This window comes from Stenotrophomonas sp. A3_2 (genome assembly GCF_036624925.1).
Lineage (GTDB): Bacteria > Pseudomonadota > Gammaproteobacteria > Xanthomonadales > Xanthomonadaceae > Stenotrophomonas > Stenotrophomonas hibiscicola.
Genome location: NZ_JAZKVY010000342.1, coordinates 19,993 through 35,835, shown reverse-complemented (window position 1 = coordinate 35,835; position 15,843 = coordinate 19,993). Strand labels below are relative to the sequence as shown.

Here is a 15,843-nt window from a genome sequence, read left to right as displayed (position 1 = left end):
CGCTGGCCGGCAATGGGTTCATGTCTGCGGAGATTCATGGGGTTGCCGGCCAGCGGCCGGCACTACCGGAATGCGAGCCGAAATGACACGGCGCAGAAAACAGAAAGGCCGCGGTCTGCACCGCGGCCCCTGAAACGCGGTGGGTACCGACCGTTGGTCGGCACGCCGGTTACTTGGTGATATCCACGTTCTTGGTTTCGCGCAGGAACAGGCCGCCGATCACCACCGACATCAGTGCGATCGCAATCGGGTACCACAGGCCGTAGTACAGGTTGCCGGTACCGGCCACCAGCGCGAACGAGATCGCCGGCAGGAAGCCACCGAACCAGCCGTTGCCGATGTGGTACGGCAGCGACATCGAGGTGTAGCGGATGCGGGTCGGGAACAGTTCCACCAGGTAGGCGGCGATCGGGCCGTAGACCATGGTCACGTACAGCACCAGCAGCCACAGCATGAAGATGGTGCCGGCAATGTTGATGCGCGCACCATCGGCCTTGGCCGGGTAGCCGGCAGAGGTCAGGGCGGTCTTCAGTTCCGCGCCGAACGCATCGGCCTTGGCCTTGCCTTCTTCCTTGGTCAGGCCGGCGGCCTCATACGAGGTGACGCTGGCACTGCCCACGTTCACCATCGCCAGCGAACCGGCGGCGGCGGGCTGCACGTCGTACGGCACACCGGCCTTGGTCAACGCGGCGGTCGCCACGTCGCAGGAGCTGGTGAACTTGCGCAGGCCCACCGGATCGAACTGGAACGAGCAGGTGGCCGGGTCGGCGACGACCAGTGCCGGGGAGCTGCTGCGCGCTTCTTCGATGGCCGGGTTGGCGAAGTGGGTCAGGCCCTTGAAGATCGGGATGTAGGTGATGGCCGCCAGCAGGCAGCCGGCCAGGATGATCTTCTTGCGGCCGATGCGGTCGGACAGCCAGCCGAAGAAGATGAAGAACGGCGTGCCCAGTGCCAGCGCTGCGGCGATCAGCAGGTAGGAGGTGGTGGCATCGACCTTCAGCATGCTGCTGAGGAAGAACAGCGCGTAGAACTGTCCGCCGTACCAGACCACGGCCTGGCCAGCCGCTGCACCGAGCAGGACCAGCAACATCAGCTTCAGGTTGCCGCCCTTCAGGCTGTCGCGGAACGGGGTCTTGGAGCCCTTGCCTTCAGCCTTCATCTGCTGGAACAGCGGCGATTCGCTCAGCTGCAGGCGGATCCATACCGAAATGCCCAGCAGCAGGATCGACACCAGGAACGGAATGCGCCAGCCCCAGGCCTCGAAGGCCTCGTTGCCCAGCGTCATGCGGCAGGCCAGGATGATCAGCAGCGACAGGAAGAGGCCGAGCGTGGCGGTGCACTGGATGAAGCTGGTGTACAGGCCACGCTTGTCGTCCGGCGCGTGCTCGGCCACGTAGGTGGCGGCACCGCCGTACTCGCCGCCCATCGCCAGGCCCTGGGCCAGCCGCAGGATGATCAGGATCACCGGAGCGGCGAAACCGATCGAGGCGTAGTTGGGCAGCACGCCGACCAGGAAGGTCGAAATGCCCATGATCAGGATGGTGACCAGGAAGGTGTACTTGCGGCCGATGCGGTCGCCGAGGCTGCCGAAGAAGGCCGCGCCGAACGGGCGTACGAAGAAGCCGGCGGCGAACGCCAGCAGGGCGAAGATCATGCCCGTGGTTTCATTGACGCCACTGAAGAACTGCTTGGCGATGATGGCCGCGAGCGAGCCGTACAGGAAGAAGTCATACCACTCGAACACCGTGCCGAGGCTCGATGCGAAGATGACCTTCTTGTGGCCCTTGGTCAGGGTGCCCGCTTTATGTGCGGTGCTGGGTGTACTGGACATGGGACGCTTCCCCTCCGAAGCAATCGTTGTTGGTGGGTGCCGACCGTTGGTCGGCACTCAATTCGGTAGATGCCGACCTTGGCCGGCACCCCATCTCGGTAGGTGCCGGCCGCTGGCCGGCACGCTCTTAGAAGCTGTACTTCGTAGTGAACTGCAACCGGGTGATGTCACCCTTGTTGCCGTTCTCCACTTCGCGACGGCCATACATCAGCTCGGCGCCGATATCGACCTTGGGTAGCGGTGAATAGAAGATGTTGCCGCGGACGCTCTGCACGCTCTTGGTCACCAGCGGGCCGAGGATGCTGTCGTTGTCGTAGTCGCTTCGCGCGTAGATCAGGTTGGTGCGCAGCTTCGGCGAGAACGCATGCCGCCAGCCGACGTAGCCGGCCAGCACGCCGGTCGGGTTGAGCTCGTCGCGGGCCACGTCGTAGGCACTGTCGGCGGTGATGCCCAGGCCGATGTAGCGGGCGATGCCTTCGCCGCCGGTCAGCTGGTAGTGCAGCGAATCGCTGTCACCCATCACCCACTTGCCGCCCAGGGTCAGGCCGCCGGCCACCTTGTCGGCCTTCGCGCCGGTGGCCTGGTTGTCGACCTTCAGCTGACGGACGATGCCGCCGACGCCGAAGGTGCCCCAGTCGCCCTTCCAGCCATAGCGCAGGGTCAGGTCGGGCAGGCTGCCACGGTCGGAGTTGGCGCTGGCGTTGGTCCAGGCGCCGGTGACCGGGTTGCGGGTGCCGGTGAGGGTGGTGGTTTCCGGGTTTTCCAGCGCGACACTGAAGCCGCCCTGGGTGTAGCGCACCTGCGCCTGGCGCACGAAGATCACGCCGTCGGTTGGGCCGACGAAGTCGACCGCTTCGGGCAGTGCGGCCGCGTCCATGAAGTTGGACCAGGTCTGGCCGGCCAGCCAGTTGTTCCAGTACATGTAGGCGTGGCGCAGGGTCACACCGTAGGTATTGGTGGCAGTCTGGTTGCCCAGCGAGTTGCCGAAGAAGTCCATCTCGAAGAACGCACCGGCCTTGTTGCCCGATTCGCTGACGTTGTCGATGCCCAGGTTGAAGCGCGAGAACTTGGCATGGGCGTTGAAATCGGTGCCCGAGCGCTTGCCGCTGCCGCCAGCGCCTTCGACCGGGGTCTGGCCCGGCAGGTACAGCGAACGGCCGGTCGCGTCGTCGGCCAGCTGGCCATCGCTGGTCTGGGTGGCCAGGAAGTCGGCCTTGATGAAGCCGCCGATCTTGACCGTGGTGCCCGGCGCGGCGCCCGGGGTGAGGGTGGTGACCTGGATCGGCTGCTTGCCGGCCGGCACCTGTGCGACCGGCTTCTGCTCGGCCTGCACCGTGCGCACTTCGGTCACGGCCTGCTGGGTCTGGCTGATCTGGGTCTGTTGTTGTTGCTGCGAAGACAGCAGCAGCTGGACCTGGCGTTCCAGTTCGGCAACGCGTGCTTCCAGTGCCTTCTCTTTGGCGGTCTCTGCGAACGCCATGCCCGGTGCGACCAGGGCGACCAGCAGGCAGGCCGCCAAAGGTGTGCGCACGGCTTTCAACGTACGGTGGCTCATGTTGCCCTCTCTCCCAAGTGGCAAGGTGATGCCGCGCGTGGGGCACGGTCGAGCCGAGACTGCGGGGCGATTATGTATAGCGGCTATTCGCCATTGGTCGAACCCGGGCCTGCAAGGCGCTCACTTTCGACCATGGTCTAACCGGGGTGGTGACGCGGCCGGGGGTGGATGGGGCAAACTGAGGGGGATCGGTCGTTGCAATGCTGCGACCGCACATACAAAGTCAACGTGCAAGTGAGGGTGCCATGGCTGATATCTACCCCGTCGATCCGCAGTTCGCCGCCAAGGCACGCATCGACAAGAAGACCTATGAACAGCAGTACCAGGCGTCGGTGGCCGATCCGGATGGATTCTGGGGCAAGGCCGCCGAGCGCCTGCAATGGATGCGCAAGCCGGCGAAGATCAGGAACGTCAGCTATGACCTGTCCGACTTCCGCATCAAGTGGTTCGAGGATGGCGAGCTCAATGCCAGCGTGAACTGCCTGGATCGCCAGCTGGAAACGCGCGCCGACAAGACCGCCCTGCTGTTCGAGCCGGACGGCCCGGATGCACCGGCCCAGCACGTGACCTATCGCGAACTGTATGAGCGCACCTGCCGCCTCGGCAATGCGCTGCGCAACCTTGGGGTCAAGAAAGGCGACCGCGTCACCATCTACCTGCCGATGATCGTCGACGCCGCGGTGGCCATGCTGGCCTGCGCGCGCATCGGTGCGATCCACTCGGTGGTGTTCGGTGGCTTCGCGCCGAACTCGATCGCCGACCGCGTCAGCGACTGCCAGAGCAAGCTGATCATCACCGCCGACGAGGGCCTGCGTGGTGGTCGAAAGATTCCGCTGAAGGCCAACGTCGATGCCGCGCTGAAGCTGCCGGGCACCAATACCGTGGAAACCGTGCTGGTGGTGCGCCACACCGGCGGTGCCGTGGACATGCAGGCCCCGCGCGACCGCTGGTTCCACGATGTGGTGGACAGCCAGCCGTCCACCTGCGAACCGGAACGCATGAACGCGGAAGACCCGTTGTTCATCCTCTACACCTCCGGTTCCACCGGCAAGCCGAAGGGTGTGCTGCACACCACCGGCGGCTACCTGCTGTATGCGGCCTACACCCATGAAGCGGTGTTCGACCTGCGCGAGGACGACATCTACTGGTGCACCGCCGACGTCGGCTGGGTCACCGGCCACAGCTACATCGTGTACGGTCCGCTGGCCAACGGTGCGACCTCGCTGATGTTCGAAGGCGTGCCGAACTACCCGGACACCTCGCGCTTCTGGAACGTCATCGACAAGCACAAGGTGACCATCTTCTACACCGCCCCGACCGCCATCCGTGCGCTGATGCGCGAAGGCGAGGAGCCGGTGAAGAAGACCTCGCGCGCGTCGCTGCGCCTGCTCGGCAGCGTCGGCGAGCCGATCAATCCGGAAGCCTGGCGCTGGTACTACGAAGTGGTCGGCGACAGCCGCTGCCCGATCGTCGATACCTGGTGGCAGACCGAGACCGGCGGCATCCTGATCTCGCCGCTGGCCGGTGCGATGGACCTCAAGCCGGGTTCGGCCACCCTGCCCTTCTTCGGCGTGCAGCCGGCGCTGGTCAATGCCGATGGCGAGATCCAGGACGGCCCGACCGAGGGCAACCTGATCATCCGTGATTCCTGGCCGGGCCAGATGCGCACGGTCTACGGCGACCACCAGCGCTTCATCGACACCTATTTCCGCACCTACCCGGGCAGCTACTTCACCGGCGACGGTTGCCGCCGCGACGAGGACGGCTACTACTGGATCACCGGCCGCGTCGACGACGTGATCAATGTGTCCGGCCATCGCATCGGCACCGCCGAAGTGGAAAGCGCGCTGGTCTCGCACCCGAAGGTGGCCGAGGCGGCCGTGGTCGGCTTCCCGCACGACGTCAAGGGCCAGGGCATCTACGCCTACGTCACCCTGGTGGCCGAAGAGGCACCGAGCGATGAACTGCACAAGGAACTGATCGCCTGGGTGCGCAAGGAGATCGGCCCGATCGCCACGCCGGACCACCTGCAGTGGGCGCCGGGCCTGCCGAAGACCCGCTCGGGCAAGATCATGCGCCGCATCCTGCGCAAGATCGCCGAGAACGCGCCGGACCAGCTTGGCGACACCTCGACCCTGGCCGACCCGTCGGTGGTGGCGTCGCTGGTGGACGAGCGCAAGGTGCGCTGACGTACGACCCGGGGTCGGATCCCTTTCCGCAAGGAAAGGGCTCTGACCCCATCTGCTTTCCCCCACGGTTCCCCCCGACCATGACCACCCTCCTGATTGCCGATGACCACCCGCTGTTCCGCGAGGCCCTGCGTGGGGCCGTGCAGCGGGTCATCCCCGGCGTGCAGCTGTTCGAGGCCGACAGCGTGGAAGCGCTGTACGCGCTGGCCGACCAGCACAACGACGCCGACCTGGTCCTGATGGACCTCAACATGCCCGGTGCGCAGGGTTTCAACGCGCTGGTGCACATGCGCTCGCTGCACCCGCACCTGCCGGTGGTGGTGGTGTCCGCACGTGAGGAGGCCACGGTGATGCGCCGCGCGCTCGACCACGGTGCGCTGGGCTTCATTCCGAAGTCTGCGGATTCGGACACCATCGGCCATGCGCTGGGCGCCATCCTCGATGGCGAGACCTGGGCACCGCCGGAAGCGCACAACGTGCCGCCTACCGGCAGCGAAGAACGCGAAGTCGGCCAGCGCCTGCGCGAGCTGACCCCGCAGCAGTTCCGCGTCCTGCAGATGCTGGGCGCCGGGCGCTTGAACAAGCAGATCGCCTACGACCTCAACGTCTCCGAAGCGACGATCAAGGCCCACGTCACCGCCATCCTGCGCAAGCTGGGCGTAACCAACCGCACCCAGGCCGTGCTGATGGCCGGCAAGCTGGCGATCGACGACGACGCCATCGTACTGCCGCCGGAAGAAGACTGAGACCTCCGCTGTAGAGCCGAGCCCATGCTCGGCTGCTGTTCGCCTGAAGCCCGCGCTACGCACGTGAGCCGAGCGCAGGCTCGGCTCTACAGGACTCCACAGCACCTGCCTTTGTAGAGCCGAGCCCATGCTCGGTTGCTCTTCGCCAGGTTCCAGATCACGCTTCAAGCGGCCATCGACTCCACACATAGGGGTATTCCCCGATGCGCGTGGCCAGCCCAGCACGCACCGGATTGGCCGCGATATACACCGCCTGCGTGTGCAGGCATTCATCGCTGCGCAGCGCGTGGTCGTAGTATCCCGGCTGCCAGATCGGCGCGTTGGCATCAACGCGCCTGGCGATGGATCTTCCACTCCGGGACTTCAGGATCTGCATGCAGCCGGCCAGCGTGCCCGTACGCAGCTCGATCAACCAATGCAGGTGGTCCGGCATGATCACCCAGGCCAGGGAGGAGGTCCGCCCCGTTCGCTCTACGGTGCGCAGCGCTTCGATCAGCAGATCGACGTTGGCCTTGTCGTCGAACCAAGGACGGCGTGCGCGTGTCACAGCCGTGATCGCGTAGACATTGCCGGTCTGCGACCAGCGACCAAAGCGGAGTGCAGGACTGGCCATGCGAAGAGGCTATGGCACGCATGACAGCCCTTCCATCGGTGCAACACCGCAATGCTTGTCAGCCAAAACCCTGATGTAGAGCCGAGCCCATGCTCGGCTGACATGCAAAGCAACCGAGCGTGGGCTCGGCTCTACAGATTTCCCTGCTTACCCCACGCCGTGCAGGTGTTCGTACAGGATCGTCGCGCCGATGATCATCAGGATCACGCCGCCGATGATCTCGGCACGCTTGCCGACCATGCTGCCCAGCACGCGGCCGAGCATGATGCCGACGGTGACCATCGTCAGCGTGCACAGACCGATGACCGCCGCCATCACGCCGATATGCACGTCCATGAAGGCCAGGCCGATGCCCACGGCCATCGCGTCGATGCTGGTGGCGAAACCGGTCAGCGCCAGCTTCCAGAAGCCGTGGTGCTGCGAAGGGTCTTCGTCTTCCTCGGCACTGTCCGGGCGCAGGCCGTTGTAGATCATGTGGATGCCCAGCGCACCGAGCAGGCCGAAGGCGATCCAGTGGTCGAATGCTTCCACGTACTGCAGGGCGGCACGGCCGAGCAACCAGCCGATGATCGGTGTGATCGCCTCGATGACGCCGAAGATGATGCCGGCGCGCAGCGCATCGCGGAACACCGGCTTGCGCATCGCCGCACCCTTGCCGATCGCCGCGGCGAAGGCATCGGTGGACATGGCAAAGCCGATCAGGAGGATCGAAATGGGGGACATTGGCGGCTGCTGAGGTCGGGCAAGGACGGACGCACGGCTCGCGCTCGCGCCCAACCTGACGTTGCGCGCGCGGGCCGCTGGTCTCGCCAACCATCATGGTTGTCCACGCCACGGCGCACTGGCCGAGTGTGTTGACGTGGACGATTCCTGCGAAGGAATCCGGCTACTCCCCAAGGGGACGCGAAGCTTAGCATCGCGATCCGCGCGTGGCGCATTTCCATCGAAACGCGCAGGCAGGGCTGGTTTGTATAGCGATGGCTATATCGGCGCCGTGCAGCGCGCGGAAGCCGAGCATAGGCTCGGCTCTACAGAGGGGCCGCGCAAGTGGATTCTTGTAGAGCCGACCAATGCTCGGCTGCTGTTCGTCCGGGCCACGGAACACCATGCCGCGCGCAGGAGCCGAGCGTAGGCTCGGCTCTACAGTTGCCAATCAGGCGTCGCTATTGCCGGCGTCGCGCAGCGCGCCGAGGAAGGCGCGCAGCGAGGCCGGCTTGATCGGCTTGGTCAGCACGCGGTAGCCACGCTCGCGCGCCATCCGCTTCAGCTCGTCGCGGCCATCGGCGGTCAGCAGCGCACCCGGCAGCGGATAGCCGGCCGCCTCGCGCAGCGCCACCAGCGCATCAAGGCCGTCCATGCGGTCATGCAGGTGGTAGTCCACCAGCATCACCTGCGGGCGCTCGGCGATCTTATCCAGCGCCTGGTCGACGGTGGCGGCAGTGATCACCTGCACCTGCCAGCGGCCGAGCAGCGCGCGCATGCCGTCGAGGATTTCCTCGTCGTTGTCCACGCACAGCACCCGCAGGCCCGCCAGCGAATCGCTGCGCACCGGTGTGGCCACGGCCTGGGTCGCCTTGGCAGGCTCGGTGTAGCCGGGCAAGGGCGCAACCCGTGGCAGGATGATCGAGAACATCGAACCCTTGCCGACCCGGCTGCGTGCGTTCAACCGATGATCGAGCAGGCGCGAGATGCGCTGGCATATCGACAGGCCCAGGCCCAGACCCTGCTCTCCCCAGTCGAACGGCTGCTGGTAGCGGTGGAACTCGTCGAAGATCTGCCGCATATGGTGTTCGGGAATGCCCGGGCCGGTATCCCACACCTGCAGTTCCACTTCGTCGCCGCGCTGGCGCACGGCCAGCACGATGCGCCCTTGCCGCGTGTAGCGCAGCGCATTGGCCAGGAAGTTCTGCAGCACGCGGCGCAGCAGCCGGCGATCACTGCGCACCCATGCCGCGCGCGCGAACAGGTCCAGGCGCAGGCCACGACCGGCGGCGACCGGCGTGTACTGCGCCGCCAGTTCGCGCATCAACGCACTCACGTCGAACTCGCCGATCACCGGGTGCAGGCCACCGGCATCCAGCCGCGACACGTCCAGCAGGCCATCCAGCAGTTCTTCGGCCGCGCGCAGCGACGCATCCACGCGTTCGGCCAGATGCTTCTGCTCGTCGCTGACGTGTTCACTGTCGCGCAGTGCCGAAGCGAACAGTCGTGCTGCGTTCAGCGGCTGCAGCACGTCGTGGCTGATCGCCGCCAGGAAGCGGGTCTTCGACTGCTGCGCGACCTCGGCCTCATGCGAGCGCTCGGCCACGCGCTGCTCCAGCGTTTCGTTGGCCTCCAGCAGCGCCTTTTCCGCATGCTTGTAGTCGGTGATGTCGTTGTAGCTGGTCACGTAACCGCCGCCGGGCAGTGCCTGGCCGCGCATTTCGATCACCTTGCCGTCGCTGCGGGTGCGCTCGAACACATGCGGTGAGCCGGCGCGCATGTAGCCGATGCGGCGGTTGATCTGCACTTCGATATCGCCCTCGCCCAGCTCGCCGCGCTCGGCGTTGTAGCGGATCAGGTCGGCCACCGGGCGGCCCACGTAGAGCATGCCGTCGGGGTAGCCGAACATGTCCTGGTAGCGGCGGTTCCACGCGGTCAGGCGCATGTCCGGATCGACCACGCTGACCCCGGCGCTGATGTTCTCCAGCGTGGTCGACAGGATCTCGCGGTTGAAGCGCAGTTCCTGCCCGGCTTCGTCCAGTACCGCCACCACTTCACCCAGGTCCATGCCCGAGCCACGCAGCAGGCTGGTGAGCAGCAGGCGCGCCGATGCCGCACCAATCGAGGCGGCCAGCAGCCGTTCGGTGAATTGTACCCAGGGGCGGTCCGCAGGCGCCGAGGACTGAAGCTCGCGCCCCAGCGACTGTGCCTGCTCGAAAAACGAACGCCGCGCGTGGCGCTCTCCGACCACGCGCGAGGCCAGTGCCAGCAGGTCGCCCACATGCACGTGGCCGGGCCAGCCACCGGCCACCGACGGGCGCTCGGCATACGGGTCGAGGAACGGCGCGGCGCGCAGCCGCTCGTCCACACCGGGGCGCCAGCGCGCGGACACCAGCATCATCGTCGCCGCGTTGACCAGCAGCGACCAGAACGTGCCGTGGGTCAGCGGATCCCAGCCGGACATGCCGAACAGCTGCTGCGGACGCAGCCACTCGATGCCGAACGGGCCGTGCTGCACCCAGGCGGCGTCGACCCAGCCGGCCATGGTCATCGCCGGCAGCAGCAGGGTGTACAGCCAGGTGGCGAAGCCCAGCAGCATGCCCACTTCGACGCCGCGCCGGCTGGCACCGCGCCAGTACAGGCCGCCGATCAGGCCGGGCGCGAACTGCGCTACCGCCGCGAACGCCATCAGGCCGTACGAGGCCAACGTGCTGTCGTTGCTGCTGGTGCGGTAGTAGCTGTACGCCATCAGCGCCAGCAGCAGGATCGCCAGGCGGCGGATCCACAGCACGCGCGAGGCGACGTCGGCGGCCTCCTGGTGGTCGCCGCTGCGACGCAGCAGCACCGGCATCACCAGGTCGTTGCTGACCATGGTGGCCAGCGCGATGGACGACACGATGACCATGCCGGTGGCCGCCGAAAAGCCGCCCACGTACGCGATCAGCGCCAGTGCGTTGCGGCCCTCGGCCAGCGGCAGGGCCAGCACCATCGAGTCGTCGGCGACGCTGCCGCCGGTGCCGAACAGGGTCACGCCGGCGGTGGCGATCGGCAGCACCATGCCCGAGATCAGCACCAGGTAGCCGCCGAACATCCAGCGCGCGCGGCGCACGTCGCGCACATCGCCGCACTCGACCACGGCCACGTGGAACTGGCGCGGCAGGCAGATGATGGCCAGGAAACTGAGCAGGGTCTGCGAGATGAAGCCCACCGGCGGCAGGCCGGTGAACAGCGTATGCACCGACTCGACCACCGCGTCGGTGCGATTGCTCAGCCAGAGGTAGGCGAACACGCCCACGGCCAGCATCGCCAGCAGCTTGATCACCGATTCGAAGGCGATCGCCAGCATCATGCCGTGATGGTGCTCGGTGGCATCGACCTGGCGGGTACCGAACAGGGTGGCGAACAGCGCCATCAGCAGCGCCACGTACAGCGCGGGATCGGTGAAGAAGCCGGTCGGGCCGGTGTTGCCGGTCAGGACCTGCAGGCTCATCGCCACCGCCTTGTACTGCAGCGCCAGGTACGGAATGATGCCGATCAGCGCGATGATCGCCACCAGCGCCGCCAGCCGCCGCGAGCGGCCGAAGCGCGAGGAGATGAAATCAGCAATGGAGACCACGTTCTGGCTGCGCGCGATCAGCGCCAGGCGCTCGATGATGCGCCAGCCGAACAGCAGCAGCAGCAGCGGGCCGATGTAGATCGGCAGATAGCCCACGCCATTGCGCACAGCGGTGCCGACCGCGCCGTAGAAGGTCCACGACGAGCAGTACACGGCCAGCGCCAGGCTGTACACCACCGGCCGCAGCCACGGCCGGTCGGGATACATCGGCCGACGGTCGCCCCACCACGCCACGCCGAACAGCAGCGCGGCATAGGCAACCGAGACCAGCAGCAGGACCCAACTGGAGACCACGCGTGTGTTTCCGTCGGAGGAACCCGCAGTGTAGGCCAGGCGCGGCCGGGTGTACGGGCTCGTTGGGGGCAACCGCCCCCACCAGTGTGGGGGCTTACGCGGTGCGGGCCACGACCGTGGGTCGTGGCCGGCTTCTTACTGGGCCGGCACGCCCATTTCCTTCAGCAGTTCCGGCGCCGGGTAGACCTTGGCCAGCAGCCAGCGCAGGTAGCGCATGTCCACGTGCACGGCGCGCTTGTAGCGCGGGTCGAACCACCAGCTGGCGCTGACCGATTCCCAGTTGCTGTCGAAGTTCAGGCCGATCAGTTCGCCCTTGGCGTTGAGCACCGGCGAGCCGGAGTTGCCGCCGGTGGTGTCCAGGTTGGTCAGGAAGTTGACCGTCTGGGTCTTCAGCGCCGGGTCGGCAGTGCTGCCGAAGTCACCCTTGGCGATCGCGGCCAGCAGCGGCTTGGGTGCGTCGAACGGATAGGCGTTGGTGTTCTTCTCGACGATGCCGGCCACGGTGGTCACCGGCGAGTAGGTCACGCCATCGCGCGGGTGCAGTGCCTCGACCCTGCCGTAGCTGATGCGCAGGGTGCGGTTGGCATCCGGGTACACGGCGCGGCCCTGCTTGGCACGCCAGGCGAACAGCGCCTGCATGTAGGCCGGGCGCAGGCGCAACTGCTCGCCTTCGCGGGTCTTGCTCTCGTTTTCGATGCGCAGCTGCGCGGCCACCAGCGGGCCGGCCACGGCGATCAGCGGATCGGCGGCCAGGGCCTTGCCTTCGCGTGCGGCGGCAAAGCGCGACAGGCGCTGCGCCTCATCGCCCAGCTGGGTTCCGGCGTACAGGGTGTCCAGCGCCGTGGCCAGCTGCTGCGGGGTGCGGCCGAAGGCGGCGTCGAACTCGGCCACGCGCTGCGCGTCCGGCAGCTGCTGGTAACGGGTCAGCAGGGTGGTCAGCAGGGCCTTCTCGACCTCCGGCGCGTAGCGGCGCTGGACCTGCTTGAGCACGCCTTCGATCATCGCCTGGTCGCGCTGCTGGTAACCGCTCTCGCGCTGCGCGTCAGGCTTGGCCGATTCGATGCGCAGGCGCTCCAGCAGCAGCGCAGAGCGCAGCAGCTGGCTCTGCGCGGCGATCTGGTCCAGCAGCAGGTCACGCTCGCCCACCGCCGCGCCCTGCGACAGGTTGGCCAGCAACGCCTTGATGTCGCCCTGGTACTTGCGGTCGGTCGCGGCCAGCATCGCGGTCTCGTCGGCGGCACGCTGGGCCTTGGCGTCGCTGCGCAGCAGGCCTTCCAGTTCGCCAGCGGCGCGCTTGCGGTTGTTCTTCAGCGACTGCAGCTGCGAGGCATAGCGGGTACGCGCCTGCGCGTCCTTGGCGGTGGCGGCCTCGATGGTGTCGATCATCTGCTGGAACACCGACACGCGGCGCGGCAGCACGGCATCGATCTGGCCGGCGAATTCGGCGGCGGTACGGTGGCGATAGGTGATGCCCGGGTAACCGGCCAGCATCGCGTAGTCGCCTTCCTTCGGGCCTTCCACCGACATCTGCAGGTGCGCCGGTGCCTGGTAGGGCACGTTGTCCTTGCTGTAGGCGGCCGGCTTGCCGTCCTTGCCGACATAGGCGCGCAGCAGGGTGAAGTCGCCGGTGTGGCGCGGCCACATGAAATTATCGATCTCATCGCCATAGTTGCCGATCGCACGCGGCGGCGCGTACACCAGGCGCACGTCGCTCAGTTCCAGCTGGGCGATCCGGTAGAAGTCGGTGCCGTAGTACATGTTGGCCACCGAGCAGCGCACGCTGCCGTCCTTCTCGCACTCGGCCACGATCTGCTTGCTGGCGGCATCGACGGCATCGAAGTAGGCACGGCCGGTCTTGCCGCGGGCCTGCGCCAGCACCTGGTCGGTCACCTTGTCGAAGCCGACGGTGACCAGCACGCGGAAGTCCGGGTTGGCCGGGCGCTCGTCGGCACGGCCGTTGGCGATGAAGCCACCAGTGATCAGGTCGTGCTCGGGCGAGCTGTTGTACTGGATCACGCCCATCGCCACGTGGTGGTTGGTCAGCAGCAGGCCGTCGGCGGACACGAACGAACCGGTACCACCACCGGCGCGCACCACGGCGCTCAGCGGCGGCGCGGTGACATTGGCCAGGTCGGCCGGATTGCCCTTGAAACCTGCGGCCTGCAGCGGCTTGGCCAGCTCCGGCAGCTGCGTCGGCATCCACATGCCTTCATCGGCGTGGGCACCGGCGGCGAGGGTCAGGCCCAGGGCCAGGGCGGTGGGAAGGGCTTTGCGTGGTGACATGAGGCAATCCGGTACGACTGAACAGCCCGGGACCATAGCCGCTGGGGCCGGATGGGGCAACGGCTGATGGTTGGGGGCACCGATGCTGGCTAGAATCAGGCACGGATACTAGGGAAGGACCGATGATCGCAGGAATCGATCTGGGCACCACGCATTCGACAGGGCCATCTGCCGCCGAGGCGCTTGCCGACCGCATCGTCCGCAACGGTCAGCAACGCGATCCGGCAGACTTCGCAGCCTGGCTGCAGCAGTCCCCGGAACTGCAGCCCCCTGCGGATGCTGGCGCGGTGAACCTGGCAACCTGGCAACGGCTGATGAAGGGCACTACGCCGTTCCCACAAGCGAACTTCGAGCAGCTGGCCGACCGCTTCCAGTGGTATGACCGGGACAGTATCCGCGAGTGCTACGACATGGCCGCCCTCGGCCACAGCATGCACCTGTGCTGGTTGCTGGTGCCAGGCAACGAGACCGCGCTCGCCCGTTACATGCATCTTGAGAATGCGCCGGTTTCGGTGGTGCAGGCCCGCACCCGTGTCGCCCGGCTCAGTGGCCCCTGGCACCCACTGCGCGCGCGCATCCAGGCGCTGTCCGCGCGCACGCGGCACGAAATGCGTGAAACGCTGCATTACCTTGTCGGCGTGCCTGTGATGGCGCACGTGGCGCTCCCACCGCCATTGCAGCGCAGGCAGGTCATGTTCTGGGCGGCCGCATGCGACGCCCTGCACCATTCCGTGCCGTCACGCAGACGCTTCACGCGGCGAACGGTCGCTTTGGCACTGCTTCTGACGTGCGCCCTGCTGGCCGCCATCGCAATCCTCCGCGGGGCATTTTCCAGCTCCCCCGGCAATGCAGACAGTGATCGTTCAAGCCTGCAGCCCCCACACGAGGCAAACCCATGAGCAACTGGATGGACCTGCTGCAGCGCGCCAAATCCACCGACCCGCAACCTTTCGCGGTGTACCTGCAGGGTCTGCGCAGCCAGTGGTCCCTGGACGAGCGCGCTGAAGCCAGTGCTAGGGTGCTGCAGGCGCTGCGCGCGCGGCAGGCGCCCATGAACCTGTCCGAAGCCGCGGCGCTTTACCAGGCCTTCGGCTGGGACGACGCGGGCTGCGGCCTGGCACCAGGCGAACTGCGCGAGCTGGCCGAACACGCCTGGCAGGACTGGCTGCAACTGCCCGCGCAGACCGATCTGCTGGCCCAGCAGATGGAGGCGCGTGGCGGACGCTGGACCAGCCACGATGACGCTGCCAGCCGCCTTCAGCAGCTGCGCGAACCGCGTTCGCACCTGCGCAACCTGATGTCCGCGCTGCCGCTGCGCGTGCCGCGCCAGGCCGCAGCGTTGATGGACGTACTGGGCTGCCAGGAGGACCGTCCTCTGCCGCCCGGCATCGATGCGGGCCAAGCCCGCTTCTGGGCCGGCGCCAGCGATGTCACCCGCCTCACCGCGGCACAGTTGTCATTGCTGCGTGCACTGCTGGCAAGCGTGGCGCTGACGTTGATGGCCTTCATCGCGTTGGCCACCACCCAGATCGCCAACACGCTGCTGCCCTACCAGTCGGAAGAGCAGCGCAGGGCGATCGTGCTGGGCACGGCAGCGCTGGCGCCACTGCTCGGCACGCTGCTGGCCATTGGCCTGCGTCATCTGTTCGTCTGGCAGAGCGCCCCTGAAGACCCGTCCGTGCCGCCTTCCCGGCTGCGTTGGCTGGCCCTGCCGGTCGCCTGCGCAGCCATCGCAGTGGTCGGTACCGCCGTCTACCTGTGGGTGCCCTCGCCTTCGCTGTGGTTGGCACCGCTGTGCTGGCTGCTGGCCTGGACCGTGCTGGCCACGGCATGGATCCGCTACCAGCTGCGCCGGGGCAAGCCCGTCCGCATGGAATTGCCAGTGTCATTCCTGATGATGCTGTCCGTGCTCAGCGTGCTGCCGGCGCTGCTGGGTGCGCTGCTGCTGTGGAGCATGGACCTGTCCGGGCACCGCCAGCGGCTGCGCCGCAGCTGAAGAAGCCGGGGGTCGGAC

Annotated in this window: 10 protein-coding genes; 4 read left to right on the top strand and 6 right to left on the bottom strand. The window is 67.0% G+C overall.

Going from position 1 to position 15,843, the window contains the following annotated elements:
• Positions 1-169 precede the first annotated feature (169 nt).
• Both R5H29_RS18465 and R5H29_RS18460 read right to left on the bottom strand, forming a co-directional pair.
• A complete protein-coding gene (locus tag R5H29_RS18465; RefSeq protein ID WP_005420402.1) occupies positions 170-1,831 on the bottom strand; it encodes an MFS transporter in 1,662 nt (553 codons plus the stop codon).
• A 127-nt stretch (positions 1,832-1,958) separates the two neighbouring features.
• On the bottom strand, positions 1,959-3,386 hold the full coding sequence (locus tag R5H29_RS18460; protein ID WP_058979243.1) for a DcaP family trimeric outer membrane transporter: 1,428 nt from the start codon (positions 3,384-3,386) through the stop codon (positions 1,959-1,961).
• A 245-nt stretch (positions 3,387-3,631) separates the two neighbouring features.
• On the opposite strand from R5H29_RS18460, the gene acs reads away from it, so the two are divergent.
• Both acs and R5H29_RS18450 read left to right on the top strand, forming a co-directional pair.
• Entirely contained in the window at positions 3,632-5,575 is a 1,944-nt protein-coding gene (gene acs, locus R5H29_RS18455; protein WP_332329588.1) for an acetate--CoA ligase, read from the top strand.
• An 80-nt stretch (positions 5,576-5,655) separates the two neighbouring features.
• Entirely contained in the window at positions 5,656-6,321 is a 666-nt protein-coding gene (locus R5H29_RS18450; protein WP_111098071.1) for a response regulator transcription factor, read from the top strand.
• Positions 6,322-6,478: 157 nt separating this feature from the next.
• Here the strand turns inward: R5H29_RS18450 and R5H29_RS18445 are convergent, their stop codons facing one another.
• The 4 genes from R5H29_RS18445 to R5H29_RS18430 form a co-directional block, all read right to left on the bottom strand.
• Positions 6,479-6,934, bottom strand: coding sequence for an REP-associated tyrosine transposase (locus R5H29_RS18445; RefSeq protein ID WP_332329587.1), 456 nt, complete (start codon positions 6,932-6,934; stop codon positions 6,479-6,481).
• Positions 6,935-7,081: 147 nt separating this feature from the next.
• The gene (locus tag R5H29_RS18440; RefSeq protein ID WP_111098073.1) at positions 7,082-7,657 is read right to left on the bottom strand and encodes a manganese efflux pump MntP family protein; all 576 of its coding nucleotides are present in this window, start codon (positions 7,655-7,657) and stop codon (positions 7,082-7,084) included.
• A gap of 430 nt (positions 7,658-8,087) precedes the next feature.
• Complete coding sequence (locus tag R5H29_RS18435; RefSeq protein ID WP_332329586.1) at positions 8,088-11,546, bottom strand: PAS domain-containing hybrid sensor histidine kinase/response regulator; 3,459 nt, start codon at positions 11,544-11,546, stop codon at positions 8,088-8,090.
• 135 nt (positions 11,547-11,681) lie between these two features.
• Positions 11,682-13,829: a S46 family peptidase gene (locus R5H29_RS18430; RefSeq protein ID WP_155030371.1), complete on the bottom strand. Its 2,148-nt coding sequence runs from the start codon at positions 13,827-13,829 to the stop codon at positions 11,682-11,684.
• A 122-nt stretch (positions 13,830-13,951) separates the two neighbouring features.
• Here R5H29_RS18430 and R5H29_RS18425 point away from each other — a divergent pair, with 122 nt between their 5' ends.
• Positions 13,952-14,728: a hypothetical protein gene (locus tag R5H29_RS18425; protein ID WP_164144839.1), complete on the top strand. Its 777-nt coding sequence runs from the start codon at positions 13,952-13,954 to the stop codon at positions 14,726-14,728.
• Positions 14,725-15,825: a hypothetical protein gene (locus R5H29_RS18420; protein ID WP_164144838.1), complete on the top strand. Its 1,101-nt coding sequence runs from the start codon at positions 14,725-14,727 to the stop codon at positions 15,823-15,825. The genes R5H29_RS18425 and R5H29_RS18420 overlap by 4 nt, the downstream gene beginning before the upstream one ends.
• Positions 15,826-15,843 lie beyond the last annotated feature (18 nt).